Consider the following 21,632-nt stretch of genomic DNA (forward strand, 5'->3'; position numbering starts at 1 on the left):
ATACGGCCGGCGTGCATTCCTCTCGATCGATGACAGGCGACGACGCGACGAGCGCGGCGGAGCCCGGCGGAGAGACGCCGACGGACGAGTGCGTCTACCACGTCGACGGCGCGCTCGTCCCCGCCAGCGAGGCGACAGTCTCGGTCCGTGATCGGGGCTTTATGTACGGCGACGCGGCGTTCGAGACGCTCCGGGCGTACGGCGGGCGCGTGTTCGAGTGGGAGGCCCACGCCCGCCGGCTCGCCGGAACCTGCGAGCTCCTCCAGCTCGACCACGGACTGACCGACGCGGACCTTCGTGGGCGCGTCGAGGAGACACTCGGGGCCAACGACCTCTCGGAGGCGTACGTCCGCCTGTCGGTGACGCGGGGCGTCCAGCCCGGGAAACTCACCCCCTCACCCGACGTCGACCCGACCGTCGTCGTCGTCGTGAAGCAACTCCCGCGCGGGGGCCGCGAGAGCGACCCGGTGTGGGACGGGCCGGCGACGGTCCAAACAGTAAAAACGCGCCGCGTCCCGGACCGCGCGATCCCGGCACGGGCGAAGACGCACAACTACCTCAACGGCATCCTCGCTCGGCTCGAACTCCGCGTCACGGGCGCGGACGAGGCGCTCGTGCTCGATTCGGAAGGGATGGTCGCCGAGGGGGCGACGAGCAACGTCTTCTTCGTCTCCGACGAGGCGCTCTGTACGCCGTCGCTCGACGGTCCCGTGCTCCCCGGCGTCACCCGAGATGTCGTCATCGAACTCGCCCGCGAGGAGGGGATTCCGGTGCGTGAGGATCGGTTTACCCCCGACGACGTCCGCAACGCCGCCGAGGTGTTCGTGACGAACACGACGTGGGAACTCCGCCCGGTCGCGACCGTCGACGGCATCGACTGCGGTGGCGGGCCGGTCACGGCGCTCCTGTCGCGGCTGTTCGACGAGCGGGTCGAACGAGCGCACTACAACGGCGCAGAGACGACCGACGCGACTACCGACGCCGGCGAGGACACCGGAGCCGTCGATAGCCGGTGGGACGTCGGCGACGGCTCGTAACGGGTCGTGGACACCAGAGCTATGTGTCGGCCCGGTCGAGTACCCAGTAGTACCACAGATGAAACTCGCCCTCGACTGGACACCGAACACGAACCACACGGGCATCTACGTCGCACGAGCGAAGGGATACTACGACGAGGCCGGCGTCGACCTCGCGATCCACTCGCCGGCCGACGACGACTACGAGACGACGCCGGCCAAGCGCGTCGCCGACGGCGCGGCGACGGTCGCCATCGCCCCGTCGGAGAGCGCGATCAGCTACCACACCCATCCCGACTACCCCTCGTTGACCGCGGTCGCCGCGGTGTGTCAGCGCGACACGAGCGCGGTCGTCACGCTCGAATCGAGCGGCATCGACCGACCGAAAAAGTTGGACAAGAAGACGTACGCGTCGTACGACGCTCGGTTCGAGGATCACATCGTCCGACAGCTCGTCCGCAACGACGGCGGGCAGGGGGAGATCGACGTCATCACGCCGCCGAAACTCGGGATCCCGAACACGCTCCTCGACGGGACGGCGGACGCGACGTGGGTGTTCATGCCGTGGGAGGGTGTCCAGGCCGAGCGCGACGGGATCGGGCTGAACGCCTTCTCGCTCGACGAGTACGGCGTCCCGTACGGCTACACGCCGGTCCTCCTCGCTGATCCGGCGACCATCGAGACCGACTCGGACTCCCTCTCGGCGTTCCTCGGCGCGACGGCGCGGGGCTACGAGTTCGCCGCCGAACACCCCGAAGAAGCCGCGAGACTGCTCGCGGAGACGGCCGAGGGGCCGGATCTCGACGACGAGGCGTTCCTCGTCGAGAGCCAGCGCCGGATCGGCGAGGCGTACTGCTCCGAGGGCGAGTGGGGGTGGATGCGTCACGAGCGGTGGGCGGAGTTCGTCTCCTGGCTGGCCGACGAGAACGTCCTCCGGACGCTCGACGGGGATCACATCCCCGCCGAGGAGGTCGACGTCGCGGCGCTGTACACGAACGCCCTCCTCGACCGCGGCGTCGACCGTAACGGTTGACTACACCCCATCCCAACCGCCGGTATGGACGACGACCGGCACGTCGTGTCGCTCGACGAGGTGCCAGCCGACGGGACGCTGCTGTTCACTGTCCGGGGCGACGAGGGCCTCGAAGAGGTCGTCCTCGTTCGGGCGAACGACGAGGTAGTCGCGTACAAGAACTACTGTCAACACTGGACCGACGTGCGGCTCGACAAGGGGTCGGGCGCGCTCGTCCGCAACGGCGAGCTCGTCTGTCAGAAACACGCCGCGACGTTCGAGACCGGGTCGGGCTACTGCAACTTCGGCCCCTGCGAAGGCTCGTACCTCGACGCCGTGGAGATCGACGTCGTCGACGGCGAAGTGTTCGTGGTGGAGGACGACTACGCGTTCGAGCGCCTCGGTTCGTCGGGCGAACAGACGGGGTCGTCCGGGAGTCGCATCGACTTCACCGGGACATAGGGTACTCTCCTCGAATCTCTATAAATTGCCTCGGGGTCAAGCCCCGAGGCTTTCGCGTGGACTCCCGTTCTACCCGCTGAGAGCGGGAGGCGAATATTCGCCGTTCACGTTCAGCGTCCCGCGATTCAAGCGCACATCTACGGGTGCGCCTCCGTCGTTTGCGTTTTGCCGACGACGGAGATACTGCAAACCGATGTTCTTCGAGGCGTTGTAGTCAGCGTGGTTTTCGTACCCACACTTCTGACAACACAACGCTCTTGCCGACCGATTGTCGCGGTGGGTAAACCCACACGTCGAACACCGCTTCGAGGTGTTCCGAGGGTCAACCTGTACAACCTCCACACCACTGTGAACCGAGTCGGTGATCGAACAAATATAGTTGGACTTTACCGGGGTCCGTCGTGCGTCACCGAGCATGTTCGGCGACAGTGTCCACGGAGTCCACGGCGTCGAGGACGGTGACGAGCACGGTCGTGACGACCCCCAGAGAGCCGAGGCTGTCGGTCGGGTCCGAGGAACGACCGACCGTGAGACGGTTCCGGACGTCGCTCGCGTGTCGGCCCATCCTCCGAACGACGCAACCGGATCGACCGAACGCGGCCAATTATTCAACTACTACTGTCTAAATCGCACCACTGTGCGGCCAACAGAGAGGCACGGGCAGTGGATGTAGAGCGTCCCGTCGGCACTCGGCGTCCCCACCAGTGCCGTCACCGCCGTGGTTGCACACCGGGCGGTCACTCGACGCCGACGACTGCGACCGGGACCGGGGAGTCGAGGACGACGGACTGGGTGACGCTCCCGAACATCGCCTTCCCGACGGGGCTGCGCCGTCGGCCGCCGACGACGACGAGGTCGGCGTCGACCTCCGCCGCGAGGTCGACGATGCCGTCGGCGACGGGGTGGTACGCCTCCCGCGTCTCGACGGTGAGTCCTGCGTCCGCCAGTCGCGCCCTGACGGTTCGAACGGCGTCGCTCTCTTCGGGTGGGAGCGGGTCGCCGTGTGGGTCACGGTCGTCCGTGTCGTCGTACGCGTGTGCAATCGTCACGTCCGTGGCGGACGCGCCGGGCAGCGAGGTGACGAACCGTGCCTGTTCGATCGCCTGTTCGACCTCGTCACTGACCGCGACGAGTACTCTGTACACGGTCGGTCTTCGACAGCAGCCCACATAAATCATCGCGCCGAACCCGACAGAAGGCGAACGATTTTAGCGTCCACCGTGTGACCGACCGGTCATGAAGGCACGAACGCGATGGACGGTCGCCCTCTTCCTCTTCGCTGCCTGTCACGGCGTCGTCTGGCAGACCCGGGGGCCGCTCCTCGCGAGCTTCGAGGCGTCGTTCGGTGTCTCTCAGGGACTCCTCGGCCTCGTCGCACCCGCGGCCAGCATCGGACTGCTCCTCGCGGTCCTCGTCGTGGGGATGAACGCCGGTCGAGTCAGCATCCGACACGGACTGCTCGCTGGGGCCGGCATCGCTATCACGTCGCTCGCACTGCTGAGCACCGTGAGTTCGTACTGGGCGCTCGTCGGACTGTTCTCGCTTCAGGGACTCGGCTTCGGGACGGTGCGGGCGCTCGACCGACCGCTCCTCAGCCACCTCTACTCCGACGCCCGCGGACGCATGTTCAACCTCTACGCGCTCACCTGGGCCATCGGGGGAACGATCGGTCCCGTGTTCGTCAACGCGGTCCTCTCGACCCTGGAGTGGCGGACGACGTTCCTGCTCCTGCTCCTCCCGCTCGTCCCCGTCGTCGCGTTCCTCGCGCTGGCCGACCCACCACGCGAGATGCAGCGCGAGCACAGCGTCTCGCTCGCGGACGTCCGACGGCTGCTTCGCCGGCCGGCAGTGCTCGGGATGGCCGCCGCACTCGTCCTCAGTGGCTCCATCGAGGGGACGGTGTTCGCGTGGTTCGCCTACTACGCCGGCGGGTTCGTCCCCCGACCGCGGGCGAACCTCCTGCTCTCCGGCTTCATCGTCATGTACATTCCCGGTCGGCTGCTCTACAGCTACCTCTGTGACCGCTTCTCCTCGCTCGACCTCGTCATCGGCCTCGCCGTCGTGGGGGTACCTCTGGTCACCGTGACGTTCACCACCCAGTCCAGTGACGTCCTCATGCTCGGGTCGCTCGCGCTCGGCTTCGTCGTCGCCGGCTTCTTCCCGACCCTCTCGGCGTTCGGCATCGACAACGCGGCCGCGTACAGCGGTCCGGTCAACGCCATCGCGACCGGCGCGAACTACGTTGGCATCTCCGCGGCACCGCTCGTCGTCGGCGTCGTCGCCGAACGGGTGGACATCGGGAGCGGGATGCGCCTCCTGGTCCCGGCGATGGTCGGCATCGCGCTCATCACCCTGCTGACGCGACGCCGACTCGGACGCCGCACACGGGACGATCTCGTCGGAGCGTGACCCGAACGACGCAGTTTTTATCGCGTTCGAGCGGGTTGAGAGGGTATGTCCGGTACCGAAGGCTCGTTGCGCGAATCGCTGTTCGGACACACACCCGTCGTCGCCGACTCGGCGTTCGTCTCGAAGCTGGCGTACCTCGTCGGTGACGTCGCCGTCGGCGACAGAGCGAGCGTCTGGCCGTTCACCTGCCTGCGCGGCGACGGCGGTGCCGTGAGTGTCGGGGACGAGACAAACGTCCAGGAGTTCTCGATGCTCCACGGGGCAGACGTCGGAAGCGAGGTCACCGTTGGACACAGCGTCGTCGTCGACTACGCCACCGTCGAGGATCACTCGCTCGTCGGCATGAACAGCTGTGTGCTCCGGGACGCGACGGTCGAATCGAACAGTATCGTGGCTGCAGGAGCCGTCGTCCTCCAGGGGCAGACAGTGCCGGAGGGGCATCTCGCCTACGGCGCGCCGGCGCAGACGAAGCCGCTCACCGACGAGCAGCGCGACGAGATCGCCCGCGTCCACGAGCACTACGTCGACCTCGGCCGAGAGTACAAGCAGACGGGTCGGTTCGAGTGACGGCGACGGGCTTTCGATAACTTGTAGTGCGTGGCGCGTCATTTCGTCGCACACGCCATGCCCAGCCAGCCACAGCGAGAGAGCGTCGTCCACGACCCGTCCGCAGAGTTCGTCGAATCGACCAACGTGTTCGAGTTCATGTCCACGTACGGCATCGACGACTACGACGAACTCATCGAACGCACCACCTCGAATCTCGCTGGCATCGACGAGTCGGGCGTCGAGTGGTTCTGGGACACCATGCCCGAGTACCTCGGTGTCGACTTCTTCGAGCCCTACGACCGGGTCAGAGACGACACCGACGGCCCACAGTTCACCGACTGGTACCCCGGCGGGGAATTGAACGTCGCCCACAACGTCGTCGACCGCCACGCCGCCGTCGACGCCGAAACCAGGAACACGGTCGCCTGCATCTGGGAGGGAGAACCGGGTGACGTCAGAGAGATCACCTACCACGAACTCGCCCGCCAGTCCGACAAGGTCGCCAACTACCTCGAATCGAAGGGCATCGACACCGGCGATACCGTCGGCCTCTACATGCCCATGGTCCCCGAGGTCGTCTCCATTCTGTACGGCTGTTTCAAAATTGGTGCCATCGCCGTCCCCATCTTCTCGGGCTTCGGTGTCGACGCGACCGCGACCAGAATCGACGACTCCGAGTGTTCGGTGCTCTTCACCGGCGATGGCTTCTACCGGAGAGGAAAGCCGATCACGCTCAAAGGGACCGCCGACGAGGCGATCGCCCAGGCGGGCCACGTCGACCACACGGTCGTCTACGACCGCCTCGGGGCCAGCGAAAGCGAACCCGACGGCGACGGCGACGGCGACGGCGACGTCGACATCCCCTGGCACGACGAGCGTGACGAGTGGTGGGCCGACGCGGTCGAAACCCAGGACGACGACTACGACACCAAGTCCCTCCCCTCGTCGCAGGAGTCGATGCTGCTGTACTCGTCGGGTACCACTGGGAAGCCAAAGGGCATCGTCCACACCCACGCCGGGGTGCAGATGCAGTGTGCGAAAGAGATCTACTTCGGCTTCGATCACAAGCCCTCGGACCGATTCTTCTGGGTATCGGACATCGGCTGGATGATGGGCCCGTGGACCCTGATCGGCAACCACACCTTCGGCGGGACCGTGTTCATGTACGAGGGCGCGCCCGACCATCCCCAACCCGATCGGTTCTGGGAGATGATCGACCGTCACTCCCTGTCGACGTTCGGGATCTCGCCCACGGCCATCCGCGCGTTGCGAAAACACGGCGACGAGTGGGTCGAAGACCACGATCTGTCGTCGATTCGACTGCTGGGCTCGACCGGCGAGCCGTGGGACCCCGAGTCCTGGCAGTGGTTCTACGAGAACGTCGGCGGCGGGGAGGCACCGATCATCAACATCTCGGGCGGGACCGAGATCTGCGGCTGTTTCCTCATGCCGATGCCGACGCAACCGCTCAAACCCACCTCCCTGGGCGGCCCCGGGTTGGGAATGAACATCGATATCGTCGACGAGTCGGGCGAGTCGATCGCCGACACCCACGAACGCGGCTTTTTGGTCGCGCGGGACTCGTGTCCGTCGATGACGAAGTCGCTGTGGGAGGGCGACGAGAGGTATCTAGCGGAGTACTGGTCGACCTGGGAGGGTCTGTGGGACCACGGCGACTGGGCGCAAAAAGACGACGAGGGCTTCTGGTTCCTCCATGGACGGGCGGACGACGCGCTCAACGTGGCGGGGCGGAAGGTCGGTCCCGCCGAAATAGAAGGCGTCCTCACCGAGCACGAGGCAGTGAACCAGGCGGCCGCGGTGGGCGTGCCCGACGACACGACGGGCACGGCGGTGGTGGCGTACGTCATGCTCGAACCAGACCACGAGGCGAGTGATGGCCTCCGAGACGAACTGTCGGCGCTCGTCGGCGAAGAACACGGCAAGCCGTTCCGGCCGCGAGAGATCCTCTTCGTCTCCGCGCTCCCGAAGACCCAGTCGGGGAAGATCATTCGCCGAGCGATCTCGTCGGTCTACCAGGGCGAAGAGCTCGGAGACATGTCGAGCATCGAAAACCCCGACGCCTTAGAGGAACTTCGGGACGCCGCCTGACCGCTCCGTGAGCCCGGTTCGTTTTCTCGCACGACGCACGACGAGCGCCAGGAGGAGAGCCGTGGAGACAAAGAACAGCGAAGTCGAAGCGTGTGGGGTCAGTCCGAGCGTTCGGCGTACGGCGTGATTCCGGCGGCCTCCATCCGCTCGTGGAACCGTTTTCGTCTCGCTCTTCGCTCCGCGTCCGACATGCGGTCGTTGGTCCAGATCTTCGCGCTCGTGTCCTGGTGGACCTCGCAGGTGTCGACCTCTGGCAGCGACTCGACGCGCTCGCACACCTCGTCGTCGATGTCGAGGAAGTACGTACAGCGCTGTGAGGTCAGGAGGAGCGTGATCTCGACCGCGGAGCCGTCGACCTCGATGGACTCCACGAGACCGAGGTCGACGATGTTGATCGGATGCTCGCTCATGCAACTACAGGGGTCGAGCACCTCACTCAACTTCGCTTTGATCCGGCTCTTGCGCTCGTCGTCGAACTCCGTCTCCGGGGTGACGTGCGTGGGCGGGTCCGAACTCGCGTACGGGTCGGTGTACGTCGACATGGTTCTCAGTCGTCGGCGGAGGCCGCCACGTCGACGTCGTAGGTCGACCACGGTTCGGCCGGGAAGTCGTTCGTCTCCTCGCGTTCTTGCCGAAGCTGGTCCCACTTGTCGCCCTCGATGTCCTTTTTGATCTGCTCTGGGTCTTTGTCCAGAAGCCGCAGGGCGTTTTTACCGAGGATATTCTCCTTGTCCTCCTGGCTCACCGTGGGGTAGTCGTACTCCTCGACGAGATCCTCGGGCATCTCGAAGTTCCAGATCCCCTCGATGGGCGGCTGGGGGTGCAGCGCCGTCGCGCCGCCGGCGTAGACGATGCGGTCGGGGCCGGCCCAGTAGAGCATCTCGCCCAGTGCCTTGGCGAACTTCCGCGGGCGAGTGTTGACGAGACACGCCGTGTTCTCGAGGTTGGCGTAGACGTTCTTGTGGCTCGCCATCGCGAAGACGGTCTCCTCGATGAACGAAAAGCCCGCGTGGATGATCTCGAAGTTCAGGTCGGGGAAGGAGTTCGCGGCGTCCTCGACGTCGCCGGGTTTGAAGTACCGGACGGGAGCGGTCGCGAACGGGATGAACTTGTGGATCGCCAGCGTGTCGACCTCCGAGTCGGCGATTCGCTCCAGAAGGGGCCAGACGGCGTCCTCGGTCAACTGGAGCGAGAGATCGTTGCCGTTCTGGTACCGCGCGGGGTAGAACTTGATCCCCTCGACGCCGTCCTTGGCCGCGAACTCCTCGATCTGATCCCCCGCGTCGTCCTCCAGCGGGTTGATATCGACGTACATCGACACGCGCTCGGGGTTCTGTTCCATGAACTCGAACCCCTTCTCGCGGGAGACGTAGCCGTCGTGGAAGTAGTCGTCCAGCGGCAGGGAGTGGTACACCGAGTAGTCGATCTGACTCTCCAAGAAGAGCAGTCGTGCGAGTTCCTCGGGCTGGTGGTCGCGGTAGAACACCTCCTTGGAGGGGACGTAGCCGTCGGGGAGGAGTTTCTCGCCGAGCTCGAACGTCTCGTCGTCCCACCGCTGTGCGTGGGGGTGTTTGTGATTCTCCGGGGTGTGGTTGAAGCAGTGTGACACGGAGTCAACCACGAGTGAGCCACTATCTAACATCTCACTGTGTACGTCCAGAGAGCTATTATTAAACATTTGGGTCTTCGTGCGCCGCGCACGCGAGGGGGTCTGCGAGTCAGTGTATTGAGAGGCGCAGCACGTCACGGTTGGGGGTGTCGAATCGACAGGAGCGGAGCCGAGTCAGCACGAAGACCGGACAGTCGCTCTGTTCGATCCGCCTCGTCCGTCGTTCCGGTGCCAACGACGACCACTGACCCGTCCACGGGACTCCCCCCGCAGCGACCGAGAAACACTTAATTGGGACGGAAGACCACGGTAGTCTGTTATGTCCGAGCGACTGCGGGGGAAAACAGCACTGGTCACTGGCGGATCGTCCGGTAACGGCCGAGCGATCGCGCGACGGTTCGCCGAGGAGGGTGCGAACGTCACCGTCGCCGACGTCCGTGAGGATCCGCGAATGGGCGGCGAGCCGACACACGAACTCGTCGAACGCGAGGGGGGAGCAGCGCAGTTCGTCGAGTGCGACGTGAGTTCGATCGCGGACCTCCGGGCAGCGGTCGACACCACCGTCGAGGCGTACGGATCGCTCGACGTGATGGTCAACAACGCCGGCGTCGAGCGCCAACTGGCGCTCGAGGAGGTGACCGAGGAGGACTACGAGTGGTTGATGGAGATCAACCTCAAGGGCGTCTACTTCGGGAGTCAGGCCGCCGTCGAGGTGATGTGCGAGCAAGCCGAGGGCGGGAGCATCGTCAACATGTCTTCGATCGCAGGGATACGCGGGCTGGCGAACTCCTCGCTGTACTGCACCTCGAAGGGTGGTGTGACGAACCTCACGCGGCAGTTGGCGGTCGAACACGGCCCGGCCGGGGTTCGCGTCAACGCGCTGAACCCGGGGTTCATCGAGACGGCGATGACCATGGAGGACGGCGAGACGGCGGGTGGGATCCTCGACCAGACCCCGTTGGGTCGCGCCGGCCAACCCGAGGAAGTCGCCGAGGCGGCGCTGTATCTCGCGAGCGACGAGTCGTCGTTCGTCACCGGGCACAACCTCGTCATCGACGGCGGGTTCACCGCGTAACCGACGGCGGATCGCGACTCCCCCGAAGGTGTCGTGAGCAACGTTTATCACTTCGTGGGAGCGACCTGTGAGCGTATGCTCCACGCAGAGGGACCCCTCTTGACGGTCGATGTCGGCGACCGTTCCACCGAGACGACCGAGATCGACGCCGTCCACGAGACGTTCATCGGTGGCCGCGGCGTCGCCACACGACTCGCCCACGACCGCATCCCCTTCGACGCCGATCCCTCCGGGGCGGAGAACCGGATCTACTTCACCACCGGCCCGATGCAGGCGTCGAACATGTCCTTTACTGGGCGGATGAACTGCACGAGTGTCTCCCCACTGACCGGGGGACTGCTCTCGTCGAACGCCGGCGGCTTCATGTCCCGCAACTTCGCCGCGACGGGCTACGGCGCGGTCGAACTCGTCGGCGCGAGCGACGACCTCGTCGTGGTCCACGTCACCGACGACGGGGTGGAGTTCGAGCCGGTTCCCGACCTCGCGGGAGCGACCGTCCCCGAGACCGTCGAGTACGTCGAATCAGAACACGATCTCGAACACGACCACGTCGCCTGCATCGGGCCGGGTGGCGAGAACGAGGTCCGCTTCGCCTGTATCATGACATCCGAGTCCCGCGCGTTCGGTCGCGGGGGCCTCGGGGCGGTGCTGGGCGCAAAGAACGTCAAGGCGATCACGTTCGATGGCGACTCCGCGCCCGAAATCGAGATCCCGCCGATTCAGATGGACGTCCACCGCGACGCGGCGACCGCCGACCACATCATGAAGCGGCAGGGGACGACGTCGGTGACGGACCTCGCCAACGAGGTGAGCGCGCTGCCCACGAGATACTTCTCCGAACTCCAGTTCGAGGGGGTCGAAGGGATCAACGGCGATCGGGTCGAGGAGAAGAAGTTCGAGAAGGGGACCTGTTCGGCGTGTGCGTTCGCCTGTAAGCTCCCGACGAAGGACGACGAGCGGGGCGTCGAGACGGAAGGACCGGAGTTCGAGACGGTGATGTCGTTCGGGTCGAACGCCGGCGTCGACGACATCGTCGACGTGATGCAGTCGAACGAGCTGTGCGACCGCTACGGATTAGACAGCATCTCTTGTGGCAACGTCGTCTCGGCGTATCTCGCGAGCGAGGAGGAGTTCGGGAACACCGAGCTGATCTTCGAAACAGTGGAAAAAATCGCCCACCGCGAGGGCATCGGTGATCTCCTCGCGGAGGGCATCGACGACTTCCATCAAGAGTTAGGTGTCGAGAACTGGACGGTCAAGGGGCTCGACTTCGCCGCCCACGACGGTCGGACCCTGAACGGTCAGGGGCTGTCGTACGCGACGGCCACCCGGGGCGCAGATCACATGTTCACCACGATGTACGCCTGGGAGTACCCGCTCGTCGACAAGGACGAGGCGTACGACCCAACGGGGCTGGACGGAAAGCCCGAGATGGTCATCGAGCAGGAGAACGCCCGCGCGCTGGAGGACTGCGGCATCATCTGTCGGTTCTCGCGGAGTTTCATGACGCCAGAACGCCTCGAAGGCCTGTTCGAAGCCGACTACGAGGCGCTCTTGGGGGTGGGTTCGAAGGTCGTCGACCTCGAACGACATTTCAACAACCAGCGCGGTGTCGACCGCGCGGACGACACGCTTCCCTACGAGTTGCCGGAGTTCGAGACGGCCCTCGACGAGTACTACGAACGACGTGGCTGGACCGACGAGGGGACCGTGCCCTCGAACAAGGTAGACGTCGCCGCGAGCGCCGACTGACCGCCCACGCCGGTTCCGCCTTTATTGCTGTTTTCGGTTCCGTTCCCGGTACTCGCTACCGGTTCGAGGTCAGTGGACCACCGTCGTCGGACACTCGGAGCGACGGACGACCTGTTCGGCCACGCTCCCGAGGAGGACGCGTGCAACGCCCGTTCGGCCGTGGCTGCCCATCACGATCTGATCGATATCGTGCTCGTCGGCGCAGTCGAGGATCTCGCCGGCGGGTTTGCCATCTCTGGTGACTGTCGTCACGGAGACACCGTGTTCGTCCGTACGTTCTTTCGCCTCGGCGAACAGCTCCTCGGCGTCCTCGGTCGCCTTCTGGTACCAGCCTTCCAGCCGCCCGCGGCCGCCGCGGCCGGGGTCGGTGATGGACTCGCTGTAGTCGATGACGTGGACGAGGACGAACTCGTCGTCGTCGTGGACCGACAGGGCGTACTCGAGCGCGTTCTGTGCCTGTGGTGAATCGTCTAGCGCGACTAGTGTGCGTCCCATATCGAGCCGTACGCTACTAGGGAGCATGAAAGTGCGGGTCCGGCAGCGGTGGAGACGGAAAGCAACCGGAAACCGAACGCCGAGACGCGCTACTTCACGACGTCGATCTTCTCGCGGTCGATCGAGAGCGCCACCGCCGCGACGACCACGAGCCCCAGGATGATCTCCTGGACGAACGAGTCGATGCCGAGCAGGTTCATGCCGTTGTTCAGGACCGCGATGACAAGCACACCCAGAATGGTGCGGTGGGGCCCGCCGACGCCGCCGGTCAGCGCCGTCCCGCCCATGACGATTGCGGCGATGCTGGGCAGGAGGAGCCCGCTCCCGATGTTCGGCGAGGCCGACGAGATGCGCAGCGTCAAGAGGACGCCGGCGGTGCCACAGAGCAGCCCCGACAGCACGAAGGGGTAGATCTTGTAGCGGTCGACCTTTGCTCCCGCGAGTTCGACGACGCGCTCGTTCTCGCCCAGCGCGAAGCAGTACCGGCCGAACTTCGTCCGGAAGGCCAGGACGATGGTGGCCACGTAGATGAGCAACCCCCAGAGCACGAGGTTGGGGATGCCGAGGACGTCCCCGGTCGAGATGGTGCGGATAGCGGGGTTCCGGAAGGTGATGGTCGAGCCACCGGTGATGATCTTCCCGACCCCGGCCATCACCGAGAGCGTCCCGAGCGTGACCAGGAACGAGGGCACCTTGAGCTTCGTGAAGACGATGCCGTTGAACAGGCCGGCGAGCATCCCGACGCCGATGGCGAGTGGGATGGCCAAGAGGCCCAGACCGAACTGCGAGATCAGGACGACGGTCACGACGCCCGTCAGCAGTACGACCGACTCGACCGAGAGGTCGATGCTCTGCTGGAGGATGGGGAAGGTCCCCGCCAGTGCCACCAAGAGCAGCGTGACGGCGTTCTTCGCGACGTTGTCGAGCAGGTTGCCCTCGGTGAAGAAGCGCTCCGTCGTGAACGTGAAGACGATCATCAGCCCGAACAGCATGACGAACGGGCCCAGATCCTGGATCCAGTCGTGGAGGGTGCGCTGCTCTCGTTGGTCGGTGATCCACTCGCTGACGCTACTCGTACTCATTATCAGATCATCTCCTGTATCAGGTCCTCTTCGGTCGGTTTGTTGCCCGGCGAGGCGTCGAATGGTTCGCCGACGAACTCGCCTTTCGCCATCACGGCGATTCGGTTGGACATGCCGATGACCTCGGGTAGTTCGTCGCCGATGAAGACGATCGAGACGCCCTGCTCGGTCAGTTCACGGCAGAGACGGTACACCTCCTCCTTGGCACCGACGTCGATGCCCCGAGTCACGTTGTCCATCACGAGCACCGGGGTCTCCTGGGCCAGCCAGCGGGCGATGACGACCTTCTGCTGGTTCCCGCCGCTCAGGCCGTGTACCAGCGCGTTGGGGCCCGGCGTCTTGATAGCGAGCTCTTCGATGGCGTCGAGGGTCGCCTCCTTCTCCGCATCCAGGTCGAGCAACGGCACGTTGCCGTTCATGTCCCGAACCATCGCCAGAGAGGTGTTGACCAGCACCGACTGGTAGAGCAGCAGGCCCTCTGACTTCCGGTCTTTCGGGATGTAGCCGACGCCCGCGTCGACCATGTCCGAGACCGTCGGGTTCTGCAGGGCGGTGCCGTCGACGGAGACCGAGCCCTGCGTCATGTCGAGGTCGCCGGCGAGCAACCGGCCGAACCGCTGCTTACCCGAGCCCTCGACGCCGACGATGCCGAATATCTCGCCTTCACGGAGGGAGAAAGAGAGTGGGCCGACGGTGTCTTCGTGCGCCACCCCGTCGACGGTCATCGCCGTCTCACCGAGGTCGGCCTCGCGCTGCTGGTCGGGGACGCGGTAGTACTCGTCGGCGGTCTCCCGACCGACCATCGCCTGCTGCAGTGAGTCCGTGGTGGCTTCGGCCGCGGTGGTGGCGTCGACGCGCTCCCCGTCCTTGAGGACGTAGATCCGGTCGGATATCTGCAGCACCTCGTCGAGTTCGTGGGAGACGAAGACGAACGTCGCCCGCTCTCGCAGGTCGTCCACGAGGTCGAAGAGGATCTTCCGGCCGCTCTCTTCGAGTCCGGCCGTCGGCTCGTCGAGCAGGATGACGGGGTTCTCGGACTTCTGGGAGACGTGGAACGCCTTCGCGATCTCGAGCATCTGGCGCTCGTTGAACGTGTAGTTGCGCACGCGCTCGTCCACGTCGATGTCGATGCCCAGGTCGTCGACGAAGGCCTGGGCTTCCTCGCGCATCCGGTCCTTCTCGAGCACCCCGAATCGCTCCATCTCCCGCCCGAGATAGAGGTTCTCGTACCCCCGCATGGTCGTGATGACGTCCTGCTCCTGGTGGACGAGCGAGACGCCGTAGTTCGCCGCTTCACGCGGATTCGTGAACGTGACCGATTCCCCGTCGACGTACAGCTGCCCCTCGTCGGCCTGCAACACGCCGGTCAGGATGTTCAACAGCGTGCTCTTGCCCGCGCCGTTCTCCCCGACCAGGCCGATGACCTCGCCGTGGTCGACCGCCAGCGACACGTCTTTGAGGGCCTGCACGTGGCGGAAGGATTTCGAGATGCCCTCGACGCGGAAGCTGTGGTCGCCCTCACTCTCGGGCCTGGCCCGGTCCGCGTCCATCGCGTCGGTGTGTGTTTGTGGTCCCATGGGGGTGTACAGTGAGCGTTATTTGAGCGGGTTGTTCTGGAAACGATCAACGTACAGCTGGGTCGTCTCCTCCTGGGCGGCGTCGTCAGTGTAGACGCCCGGCAGGCTGTAGCCGCTCGGCTTGTCCGCGTCCTTCCAGTCGAGGACCTCCTTCATGTCGGCGAGGTTCATGGGCTGCATGTCGATCTGTGGGTCCCAGGCGTCCTCGCCGGCCTCGGCGACGGACATCGCCGTCCAGTCGTAGGGCGTCTCGCCCGAGAAGATGGCCTCGTTGTAGTCGGCAGCGTCGACGACCGGGAGCCGGTCGACGACGTCGGTCCACTCGCCGGGGTTCTTGACACAGACCGGCGCGTTGAACGACATCATCTTCTCTGCGTCGCTGAGCGTGTGTCCGTTGATATAGTCGTGGCACTTCGCGACCGACCAGCCGGCCTGCCACGGGCCCATGCCCGAGACGGTGCCGGTCATCCGGTCCTCGGCGATGGCCGCGAGCCCGGGCTCGCTGGCGTCGATGCCGACGACGGGCACGTCGATGTCGTTCTCCTCCAGGATGGTGAGCCCACCCAGCGCGACGGCGTCGTTCTGGCCGAAGTAGCCGTCGATCTCGTCACCGAACTGCGAGACCTTGTCGTTCATGACGCTGCGGGCGTCCGAGCGAATAAAGTTGCCCGGCTGGCGTGGCCCCGCCATCTCGATGTCGGGGTACTCCTCCATCGCCAAGTCGACACCCTTGTTCCGGCCGATGTTGGGGGCCGTCCCGCGGTTGCCCTCGATGTGGACGAACGTTCCGCTACCGCCCATCGCCTCAAACAGCATCTTCGCGCCCGTGTAGGCGTGGTTGACGAAGTGGGGCGTAAAGAACGTCACGTACTCCTCGCCGGCGTCCTGCGGGACGAACCAGTCGGCGATAGTGACCGCGAGGACACCCGGGATTTCGCCCTCGACCAGCGTCTCCGCCAGCGTGATTGCGGCGGCGTTGGTGTAGGTCTGCCCGGCGATGAGGTCCGCGTTGTTCGACACCGCCGTGTCGAACTGCTGTTGCTGTGTCTGGACCTCACCGTTGTTCGTCTGGACGTTCGGTTCGTAGCCGAAGGCCTCACAGGCCTCGAGGTACCCCTTCTCCCAGCTGAGCCAGTAGGAGTTCTGCCGGTTGGCGATGGAGCCCATCGAAGTCATCGTGCCTCCGTCCGACCCGGAACTGCCCGACGAGTCACTCCCGCCGGAGTCGCCACCCGAAGAGCCACTCGACCCACCCGAACTGGTCGACGACCCACCGTCGCCGGATCCGCCGGTACATCCCGCGAGGCCCCCCAGTGTGACCGCCGACCCACCGATGGCGGTCTTCTTCAGGAAGCGACGCCTGGACTGGTTGCTGCTATCTCGTACCATGTTTGCGACACCCTGATGTGGTGAACAACCCAATATATAGTTTGTGATTGAAAATCAGGATGGTTCTGCAACGAACGGGCGGTGTCGTTACCGGCGTCCCCTGTCCGACATCAGTACATCACCTTTCCGGCCGAGACGTTGAGGTCCTGCCCCGTTATCCGGTTCGCGTCGGGCGAACAGAGGAAGGCGACGGCGCGTGCGACGTCCTCCCTGGTGACGAGTTCTCGCCGAGGGCTTTCGTTCTCGGCGTCGGTGCGAACTTCCTCGTAGGACCGACCCGTGGCCTCGGCCTTCTCCTCGAAGACGCGCTGGATACGCGGGCCGTCGACCGACCCCGGGCAGATGGCGTTGACGTTGATGTCGTGCTCGCCGACCTCGGCGGCGAGGGTCCGGGTGAAGCCGATGAGACCCATCTTGGTCGTCGCATACGGAGTACGCCTGGTCAGGGGACGCTTGCCGGTCACGGAGGCGATGTTGACGATGCGGCCGTACCCCTGCTGTTTCATCGAGGGGAGGACCTGACGACAGGTGAAGAAGGGACCGCGGAGGTTGACGGCGAGGGTCTCGTCCCACTCGTCGGGGGAGATGTCCTCGCAGATCGACGTCGGACCCGCGATGCCCGCGTTGTTGACGAGGTGATCGATGGTACCGAACTCCGAGAGGGTGGTCTCGACCGTCTCCTCGACGCTCCCGAGGTGCTTCAGGTCGGTCGGGAGCGCGAGTGCCTGCTGTCCCTCGGCCTCGACCTGTTCGACGGTGTCGGCCATCCCGTCCTCGTCGACGTCGGCGATGGCGATATCACTCCCCTCCGAGGCCAGTTCCACACAGATCGCCTGTCCGATGCCGCGCCCACCACCGGTAACCAGGGCTGTGCTATCACGTTCCATGTAGCCCCAACTCGTACTCGCATACATAAAGATGAGGTTTCTCGTGGGCGACGCATCCGTCAGTGAGTCGTCAGGATGACGACGAGGTCGGTACCCGAAACCGTAAAGTCCCACGATGGAGTCGGTCGAATCATGCCGTACCAGGGCTACACCGACTACTTCGAGAAGAAGCTCATCATCACCGTGGCGACGACGGGCGGGCTCCACGGCAAGGAGGCGAACCCGAACCTGCCGACCCAGCCCGAAGAAGTGGCGCGAGACCTCGCCGAGTGCGAGGCCGCAGGCGCGTCGATGGTCCACCTCCACGCCCGGAACGAAGCGCACGAGGACACGAAGTCGGTCGAGCGGTTTCAGGCGCTCAGAGACGCCATCGACGATCACTGCGACGACATCATCGTGAACTTCACCACGGGCGGCGGTGGCATCTACAGCCGCGAGACGCGCATCGCCCCCATTTTGGAGACGGAGCCACGACCCGAGGTCGCCACCGTCGATCTCGGGCCGATCAACTTCGGGCAGACCCGCACCGCCGAGAACACCCGCGAACAGAACGAGGAGTACGCCGAGCGGATGCGCGAGGCGGGCGTCAAGCCCGAACTCGAACTGTTCAACCCCGGTCACATCCCCGAGGCACAGCATCTCATCGACGAGGGGCTCCTCGACGAGCCGTACTGGGCGACCGTCATCTTTGGGATGCAGAACGGGATGCCCCCTGGACCGCGGAACCTCGTGAACTTCGTCGACAACCTCCCCGACCCCGTGGAGTGGCAGTGCCTCGCCGTCGGCAAACACCAGCTCCCGATGACGACGGCGGCGATCACCATGGGCGGGCACGTGAGAGTGGGGATGGAGGACAACGTCTACTACCGCAAGGGTGAACTCGCGGAGAGCAACGCACAGCTCGTCCGTCGAACCGCGCGGATCGCGGAGGAACTCGAACGCGAGGTCGCCACGCCGGCCGAAGCGCGTTCGATGCTCGGGCTCTGAACCCACCCTGTTCGCTTCGGTGTGTAGCCGACCGGCTGGAGGCGATCCGGGGAGAGTTCCGTCGGTCCGTTCACGGGCGCGATCACCGTCGCGTTCACGAGTGTCACGATCGCATTCACGAGAGACGAATCGGAATCCCGCGCTCGTCGGGCAGAGCATCGAATGAAAGCAAACGACACGAGGATTAGTGGCACGGACCGACGGCCGGTTCGCATCTCCCGAATATTAAATACCGTGGCGGAGTATCAGGAGGTATGAACACCCGAGACGGCGGACGAACGCTGCAGACGACGGCGACCTCGCTCGAAGTCGTGGAGACCCTTCGCCGGATGGACGGCGCACGGGTGACGGAGCTGGCAGCGGAGATGGATCTGGCACCGAGCACCGTCCACGCCCATCTCACGACGCTCGTCGACGCCGAGTACGTGGTGAAACAGGGGGACGTCTACCAGCTGAGCCTCCAGTTCCTGGCCCTCGGCGACTACGTTCGCAACAGACGAAACGCCTACCGTATCGCCGAGTCGTACACCGAACAACTGGCTGCCGAGACCGAGTGTCGCGCCGTGTTCGCCGTCGAGGAGAACGGCCGGGGCGTGTACATGTACACGTTCTCGGGCGAACACGCGGTCTGGACGTACTCGACCGTCGGGAAGCGATTTCACCTCCACCAGACGGCCGCCGGGAAGGCGATCCTCTCGCGGCTGTCCGACGAGCGGATCACCGCGATCGTCGACGAGTGGGGGCTCCCCGCCGCGACGGAGAACACGATCACCGACGCCGACGTCCTGGCCGAGGAGATCTCGGCGGTCCGCGACCGCGGCGTCTCGTTCAACCGTGAGGAACAGCTCGACGGGGTCAAAGCCGTCGGCGTCCCCGTCGACGGCGCCGACGGACAGGTCGTCGGCGCGTTCAGCGTCGCCAGCCCCGCGAACCGGATGACCGACGAGCGGTTCGAGCGGGAGATCCCGGAGGTACTCCTCGGCGTCGCCAACGAGTTCGAGCTCGAGAACTCGCTCACCTGAGCACCCGATGAGAATGCCATTACAGGTGTACTGGTGTAATCCCCACTGCACGAACGTTCGTGATGGATTCGTGTCTCGCGAAAGCGGTCGGCCGGTGGAGATCGAACGCGGGGGTAGTCGTCCTCGAACCGCTCCACACCGCCGTCGGCCATCCGGGCGACTTCCTCAGCGAGTCCGCGGCGGCGTTCGAGATCGACGGGGTCGACAGTCCCCGCGTGAAACTCCTCTCCGACGTCTCCACCGCCGGTTGTTAATATAAGTGCCTAAACTCGCGAAATCTCTCGTGTTCTCAGATTAGTTTTTATTTATTATTATAGCTGTAAATTTACTCTACTTTGTTTTTTGTGCACTATCACTCGGTATAAAATATATTATCGTATTTATTCGAATCCAGTATCGAAGAGTAGATCTAATTTGTTTTGTTCCAAACGGAGCGCGAACCGCCGCGGTGACGTCCAAGTCACCAGGGGACGCGGGTGACAGCGAACCGTTATGTCGGTCGTCGACCCACAGAAGATGTGAACACCGAAGACGCGTTCGACGGGCACGGGGGACAGTCGCCGAAGTGGGCCGGCGCACCGCGTCGGGTCGCCGACGCGGCGGTCGTCGCCCTGCACGGTCGCGGCTCGACAGCTGAGGGCATCCTGCGACTCGCCGACGAGTTCCACGAACACGGTGTCGCCTACGTCGCCCCCCAGGCACGACGGAACAGCTGGTATCCCCACTCGTTTCTCGCGCCCGTCGGGCGGAACGAACCGGCGCTGTCGTCCGCGCTCGCCGCGGTCGACTCGGCCGTCGCGGAGGTGACCGAGGGCGGGATCCCGCACGAACGGATCGTCCTCCTCGGCTTCTCGCAGGGGGCCTGTCTGGCCGCGGAGTACGTCGCACGGAACCCGCGACGCTACGGCGGTCTCGTCGTCCTGAGCGGCGGCCTCGTCGGCCCCGAGGGAACGACGTTCGGCCACGAAGGCGACCTCCGGGGGACGCCCGTGTTTCTCGGCTGTAGCGACGTCGACCCGCACGTTCCGGTCGGGCGCGTCCACGAGTCACGCGCGCTGTTCGAACGCCTCGGTGGCGACGTGACCGAGCGGATCTACGAGGGGATGGCCCACAGGGTGAACGACGACGAGATGGCGCTCGTCCGCGACCTCCTCGCGGGGCTGCGGAGAGACGAACGGACGGACGCCGACGCGTCGGATACGGGGAGGGGCGCAGAGTGAGCCTCGGACCGGCGACGCCCGGCCTGCACCACGTCTCGGTCATCACGGGGACGTCGGCCGCGACGGTCCGTTTTTATCGTGACGTGCTCGGGCTCGCGCTCGTCGTCCGAACCGTGAACTACGACGACCCGTTCATGCACCACCTCTACTTCGGGGCTCCGACCGGGACGCCCGGGACGCTCCTCACCTGCTTTCCCGCCGAGCGCGGCCAGCGAGGCCGCGTCGGCAGTCCACAGCCGACCGCGACAGCGCTGTCGGTTCCCCAGGGAAGTCTCGACTACTGGGCGGACCGGCTCGACGCACACGGAGTCGGAGTCAAGCGGGGCCGACGGTTCGACGCGCCGTACCTGTCGTTCGACGACGGGGACGGCCAGCCGCTCGAACTCATCGCGTCGGCCGACGATCAGACGACGCGGGACGGACCCGTCCCGTCCGCGTACGCGATCACCGGACTCGACGGCGTGACGCTCGCCTCGACGAGCCCATTCCAGACCGCGAGCGTCGTCGACGCGCTCGGGTTCGATCTCGTCGCCCAGGAGGGCGACCGCGTCCGGTACCGGGCCGATGGACCACGGGGAACGGTGGTCGACGTGCTCGACAGGGAGGTGCCGTTCGGCCGCGAGGGTGCCGGCACCGCCCACCACGTCGCATTTCGGTTCCCGGACGAGGAGGCGCTGGCCGAGTGGCACGAGGTGCTCCTCGACGACGGTCTCGAGCCAACCTACGTGACGGACCGGCACTACTTCCAGTCCGTCTACGTCCGCGAACCCGGCGGGATCCTCGTCGAGTTGGCGACGGACGGACCGGGCGTCGCCGTCGAGGACGAGAGCGACGCGTCGGGCGTCCGGCTCGAACTCCCGCCGTGGCTGGCGGACGACCGGGAGATGATCACGGCACAGCTCCCGCCGCTCGACGGGGAAGGTGGATAGTCAGGCTTGGACGGCGACGGTGTGTCGGAAAGAACGAGGCGATCGGACGGC

The 21,632-nt window shown here is 65.3% G+C and carries 22 protein-coding genes and 1 pseudogene; 13 read left to right on the forward strand and 10 right to left on the reverse strand.

What is annotated here, in order from left to right:
* Positions 1 to 29 precede the first annotated feature (29 nt).
* The 3 genes from NKJ07_RS11070 to NKJ07_RS11080 are packed head-to-tail and all read left to right on the forward strand — an operon-like array spanning position 30 to position 2,490.
* A complete protein-coding gene (locus NKJ07_RS11070; protein WP_318566884.1) occupies positions 30 to 1,037 on the forward strand; it encodes an aminotransferase class IV in 1,008 nt (335 codons plus the stop codon).
* 58 nt (positions 1,038 to 1,095) lie between these two features.
* Positions 1,096 to 2,049, forward strand: coding sequence for an ABC transporter substrate-binding protein (locus tag NKJ07_RS11075; protein WP_318566885.1), 954 nt, complete (start codon positions 1,096 to 1,098; stop codon positions 2,047 to 2,049).
* A 24-nt stretch (positions 2,050 to 2,073) separates the two neighbouring features.
* On the forward strand, positions 2,074 to 2,490 hold the full coding sequence (locus NKJ07_RS11080) for a Rieske (2Fe-2S) protein (RefSeq protein ID WP_318566886.1): 417 nt from the start codon (positions 2,074 to 2,076) through the stop codon (positions 2,488 to 2,490).
* A 69-nt stretch (positions 2,491 to 2,559) separates the two neighbouring features.
* Here the strand turns inward: NKJ07_RS11080 and NKJ07_RS11085 are convergent.
* The 3 genes and pseudogenes from NKJ07_RS11085 to NKJ07_RS11095 form a co-directional block, all read right to left on the reverse strand.
* Positions 2,560 to 2,835, reverse strand: a pseudogene (locus tag NKJ07_RS11085) (zinc ribbon domain-containing protein); the annotation flags it as partial.
* 61 nt (positions 2,836 to 2,896) lie between these two features.
* Positions 2,897 to 3,055, reverse strand: a complete 159-nt coding sequence (locus NKJ07_RS11090; protein WP_318566887.1) for a hypothetical protein — start codon at positions 3,053 to 3,055, stop codon at positions 2,897 to 2,899.
* Positions 3,056 to 3,227: 172 nt separating this feature from the next.
* Positions 3,228 to 3,635 carry a universal stress protein gene (locus tag NKJ07_RS11095; RefSeq protein WP_318566888.1) on the reverse strand — a complete coding sequence of 136 codons (408 nt, stop codon included), beginning with the start codon at positions 3,633 to 3,635 and terminating at the stop codon, positions 3,228 to 3,230.
* Between the two features lie 91 nt (positions 3,636 to 3,726).
* On the opposite strand from NKJ07_RS11095, the gene NKJ07_RS11100 reads away from it, so the two are divergent.
* The 3 genes from NKJ07_RS11100 to NKJ07_RS11110 are packed head-to-tail and all read left to right on the forward strand — an operon-like array spanning position 3,727 to position 7,557.
* Positions 3,727 to 4,899, forward strand: a complete 1,173-nt coding sequence (locus tag NKJ07_RS11100) for an MFS transporter (RefSeq protein WP_318566889.1) — start codon at positions 3,727 to 3,729, stop codon at positions 4,897 to 4,899.
* A gap of 45 nt (positions 4,900 to 4,944) precedes the next feature.
* A complete protein-coding gene (locus NKJ07_RS11105; protein WP_318566890.1) occupies positions 4,945 to 5,466 on the forward strand; it encodes a gamma carbonic anhydrase family protein in 522 nt (173 codons plus the stop codon).
* A gap of 57 nt (positions 5,467 to 5,523) precedes the next feature.
* A complete protein-coding gene (locus NKJ07_RS11110; RefSeq protein WP_318566891.1) occupies positions 5,524 to 7,557 on the forward strand; it encodes an AMP-binding protein in 2,034 nt (677 codons plus the stop codon).
* Between the two features lie 98 nt (positions 7,558 to 7,655).
* Here the strand turns inward: NKJ07_RS11110 and NKJ07_RS11115 are convergent, their stop codons facing one another.
* Positions 7,656 to 8,099 carry a metal-sulfur cluster assembly factor gene (locus NKJ07_RS11115; protein ID WP_318566892.1) on the reverse strand — a complete coding sequence of 148 codons (444 nt, stop codon included), beginning with the start codon at positions 8,097 to 8,099 and terminating at the stop codon, positions 7,656 to 7,658.
* A 5-nt stretch (positions 8,100 to 8,104) separates the two neighbouring features.
* Positions 8,105 to 9,199 (reverse strand): amidohydrolase family protein, encoded by a 1,095-nt coding sequence (locus NKJ07_RS11120; protein WP_318566893.1) that lies wholly within the window; start codon positions 9,197 to 9,199, stop codon positions 8,105 to 8,107.
* A 286-nt stretch (positions 9,200 to 9,485) separates the two neighbouring features.
* On the opposite strand from NKJ07_RS11120, the gene NKJ07_RS11125 reads away from it, so the two are divergent.
* Both NKJ07_RS11125 and NKJ07_RS11130 read left to right on the forward strand, forming a co-directional pair.
* The gene (locus tag NKJ07_RS11125) at positions 9,486 to 10,241 is read left to right on the forward strand and encodes an SDR family NAD(P)-dependent oxidoreductase (RefSeq protein ID WP_318566894.1); all 756 of its coding nucleotides are present in this window, start codon (positions 9,486 to 9,488) and stop codon (positions 10,239 to 10,241) included.
* A gap of 75 nt (positions 10,242 to 10,316) precedes the next feature.
* A complete protein-coding gene (locus NKJ07_RS11130) occupies positions 10,317 to 11,993 on the forward strand; it encodes an aldehyde ferredoxin oxidoreductase family protein (protein ID WP_318566895.1) in 1,677 nt (558 codons plus the stop codon).
* A 69-nt stretch (positions 11,994 to 12,062) separates the two neighbouring features.
* Here NKJ07_RS11130 and NKJ07_RS11135 read toward each other — a convergent pair whose 3' ends face one another.
* From NKJ07_RS11135 to NKJ07_RS11155, 5 genes are all read right to left on the reverse strand, one after another.
* Positions 12,063 to 12,488 carry a universal stress protein gene (locus tag NKJ07_RS11135; RefSeq protein WP_318566896.1) on the reverse strand — a complete coding sequence of 142 codons (426 nt, stop codon included), beginning with the start codon at positions 12,486 to 12,488 and terminating at the stop codon, positions 12,063 to 12,065.
* Positions 12,489 to 12,577: 89 nt separating this feature from the next.
* Entirely contained in the window at positions 12,578 to 13,480 is a 903-nt protein-coding gene (locus NKJ07_RS11140; protein ID WP_425504761.1) for an ABC transporter permease, read from the reverse strand.
* Positions 13,481 to 13,572: 92 nt separating this feature from the next.
* A complete protein-coding gene (locus NKJ07_RS11145) occupies positions 13,573 to 15,147 on the reverse strand; it encodes a sugar ABC transporter ATP-binding protein (RefSeq protein WP_318566898.1) in 1,575 nt (524 codons plus the stop codon).
* 18 nt (positions 15,148 to 15,165) lie between these two features.
* Positions 15,166 to 16,536 carry a sugar ABC transporter substrate-binding protein gene (locus tag NKJ07_RS11150; protein WP_318566899.1) on the reverse strand — a complete coding sequence of 457 codons (1,371 nt, stop codon included), beginning with the start codon at positions 16,534 to 16,536 and terminating at the stop codon, positions 15,166 to 15,168.
* A gap of 110 nt (positions 16,537 to 16,646) precedes the next feature.
* Positions 16,647 to 17,423 carry an SDR family NAD(P)-dependent oxidoreductase gene (locus tag NKJ07_RS11155; protein WP_318566900.1) on the reverse strand — a complete coding sequence of 259 codons (777 nt, stop codon included), beginning with the start codon at positions 17,421 to 17,423 and terminating at the stop codon, positions 16,647 to 16,649.
* 132 nt (positions 17,424 to 17,555) lie between these two features.
* Between NKJ07_RS11155 and NKJ07_RS11160 the strand changes: the two genes are divergently transcribed.
* The 5 genes from NKJ07_RS11160 (at position 17,556) to NKJ07_RS11180 (ending at position 21,581) form a co-directional block, all read left to right on the forward strand.
* A complete protein-coding gene (locus NKJ07_RS11160; RefSeq protein ID WP_318566901.1) occupies positions 17,556 to 18,410 on the forward strand; it encodes a beta-keto acid cleavage family enzyme in 855 nt (284 codons plus the stop codon).
* Positions 18,411 to 18,664: 254 nt separating this feature from the next.
* Entirely contained in the window at positions 18,665 to 19,432 is a 768-nt protein-coding gene (locus NKJ07_RS11165; RefSeq protein ID WP_318566902.1) for an IclR family transcriptional regulator, read from the forward strand.
* Positions 19,433 to 19,494: 62 nt separating this feature from the next.
* The gene (locus NKJ07_RS11170) at positions 19,495 to 19,686 is read left to right on the forward strand and encodes a hypothetical protein (RefSeq protein WP_318566903.1); all 192 of its coding nucleotides are present in this window, start codon (positions 19,495 to 19,497) and stop codon (positions 19,684 to 19,686) included.
* A 264-nt stretch (positions 19,687 to 19,950) separates the two neighbouring features.
* Positions 19,951 to 20,652, forward strand: coding sequence for an alpha/beta hydrolase (locus NKJ07_RS11175; protein WP_318566904.1), 702 nt, complete (start codon positions 19,951 to 19,953; stop codon positions 20,650 to 20,652).
* Positions 20,649 to 21,581 (forward strand): VOC family protein, encoded by a 933-nt coding sequence (locus NKJ07_RS11180; RefSeq protein WP_318566905.1) that lies wholly within the window; start codon positions 20,649 to 20,651, stop codon positions 21,579 to 21,581. Before NKJ07_RS11175 ends, NKJ07_RS11180 begins: the two co-directional genes overlap by 4 nt.
* The last annotated feature ends 51 nt before the right edge of the window (positions 21,582 to 21,632 follow it).

Source organism: Salinigranum marinum, from assembly GCF_024228675.1.
Classification (GTDB): Archaea; Halobacteriota; Halobacteria; order Halobacteriales; family Haloferacaceae; genus Salinigranum; species Salinigranum marinum.

Coding starts and splice junctions, on each gene's coding strand:
- NKJ07_RS11070 (WP_318566884.1), top strand. CDS start 30: ATGACAGGCGACGACGCGACGAGCGCGGCGGAGCCCGGCGGAGAGACG.
- NKJ07_RS11075 (WP_318566885.1), top strand. CDS start 1,096: ATGAAACTCGCCCTCGACTGGACACCGAACACGAACCACACGGGCATC.
- NKJ07_RS11080 (WP_318566886.1), top strand. CDS start 2,074: ATGGACGACGACCGGCACGTCGTGTCGCTCGACGAGGTGCCAGCCGAC.
- NKJ07_RS11090 (WP_318566887.1), bottom strand. CDS start 3,055: ATGGGCCGACACGCGAGCGACGTCCGGAACCGTCTCACGGTCGGTCGT.
- NKJ07_RS11100 (WP_318566889.1), top strand. CDS start 3,727: ATGAAGGCACGAACGCGATGGACGGTCGCCCTCTTCCTCTTCGCTGCC.
- NKJ07_RS11105 (WP_318566890.1), top strand. CDS start 4,945: ATGTCCGGTACCGAAGGCTCGTTGCGCGAATCGCTGTTCGGACACACA.
- NKJ07_RS11110 (WP_318566891.1), top strand. CDS start 5,524: ATGCCCAGCCAGCCACAGCGAGAGAGCGTCGTCCACGACCCGTCCGCA.
- NKJ07_RS11115 (WP_318566892.1), bottom strand. CDS start 8,099: ATGTCGACGTACACCGACCCGTACGCGAGTTCGGACCCGCCCACGCAC.
- NKJ07_RS11120 (WP_318566893.1), bottom strand. CDS start 9,199: ATGTTAGATAGTGGCTCACTCGTGGTTGACTCCGTGTCACACTGCTTC.
- NKJ07_RS11125 (WP_318566894.1), top strand. CDS start 9,486: ATGTCCGAGCGACTGCGGGGGAAAACAGCACTGGTCACTGGCGGATCG.
- NKJ07_RS11130 (WP_318566895.1), top strand. CDS start 10,317: ATGCTCCACGCAGAGGGACCCCTCTTGACGGTCGATGTCGGCGACCGT.
- NKJ07_RS11135 (WP_318566896.1), bottom strand. CDS start 12,488: ATGGGACGCACACTAGTCGCGCTAGACGATTCACCACAGGCACAGAAC.
- NKJ07_RS11140 (WP_425504761.1), bottom strand. CDS start 13,480: ATGCTGTTCGGGCTGATGATCGTCTTCACGTTCACGACGGAGCGCTTC.
- NKJ07_RS11145 (WP_318566898.1), bottom strand. CDS start 15,147: ATGGGACCACAAACACACACCGACGCGATGGACGCGGACCGGGCCAGG.
- NKJ07_RS11150 (WP_318566899.1), bottom strand. CDS start 16,536: ATGGTACGAGATAGCAGCAACCAGTCCAGGCGTCGCTTCCTGAAGAAG.
- NKJ07_RS11155 (WP_318566900.1), bottom strand. CDS start 17,423: ATGGAACGTGATAGCACAGCCCTGGTTACCGGTGGTGGGCGCGGCATC.
- NKJ07_RS11160 (WP_318566901.1), top strand. CDS start 17,556: ATGCCGTACCAGGGCTACACCGACTACTTCGAGAAGAAGCTCATCATC.
- NKJ07_RS11165 (WP_318566902.1), top strand. CDS start 18,665: ATGAACACCCGAGACGGCGGACGAACGCTGCAGACGACGGCGACCTCG.
- NKJ07_RS11170 (WP_318566903.1), top strand. CDS start 19,495: ATGGATTCGTGTCTCGCGAAAGCGGTCGGCCGGTGGAGATCGAACGCG.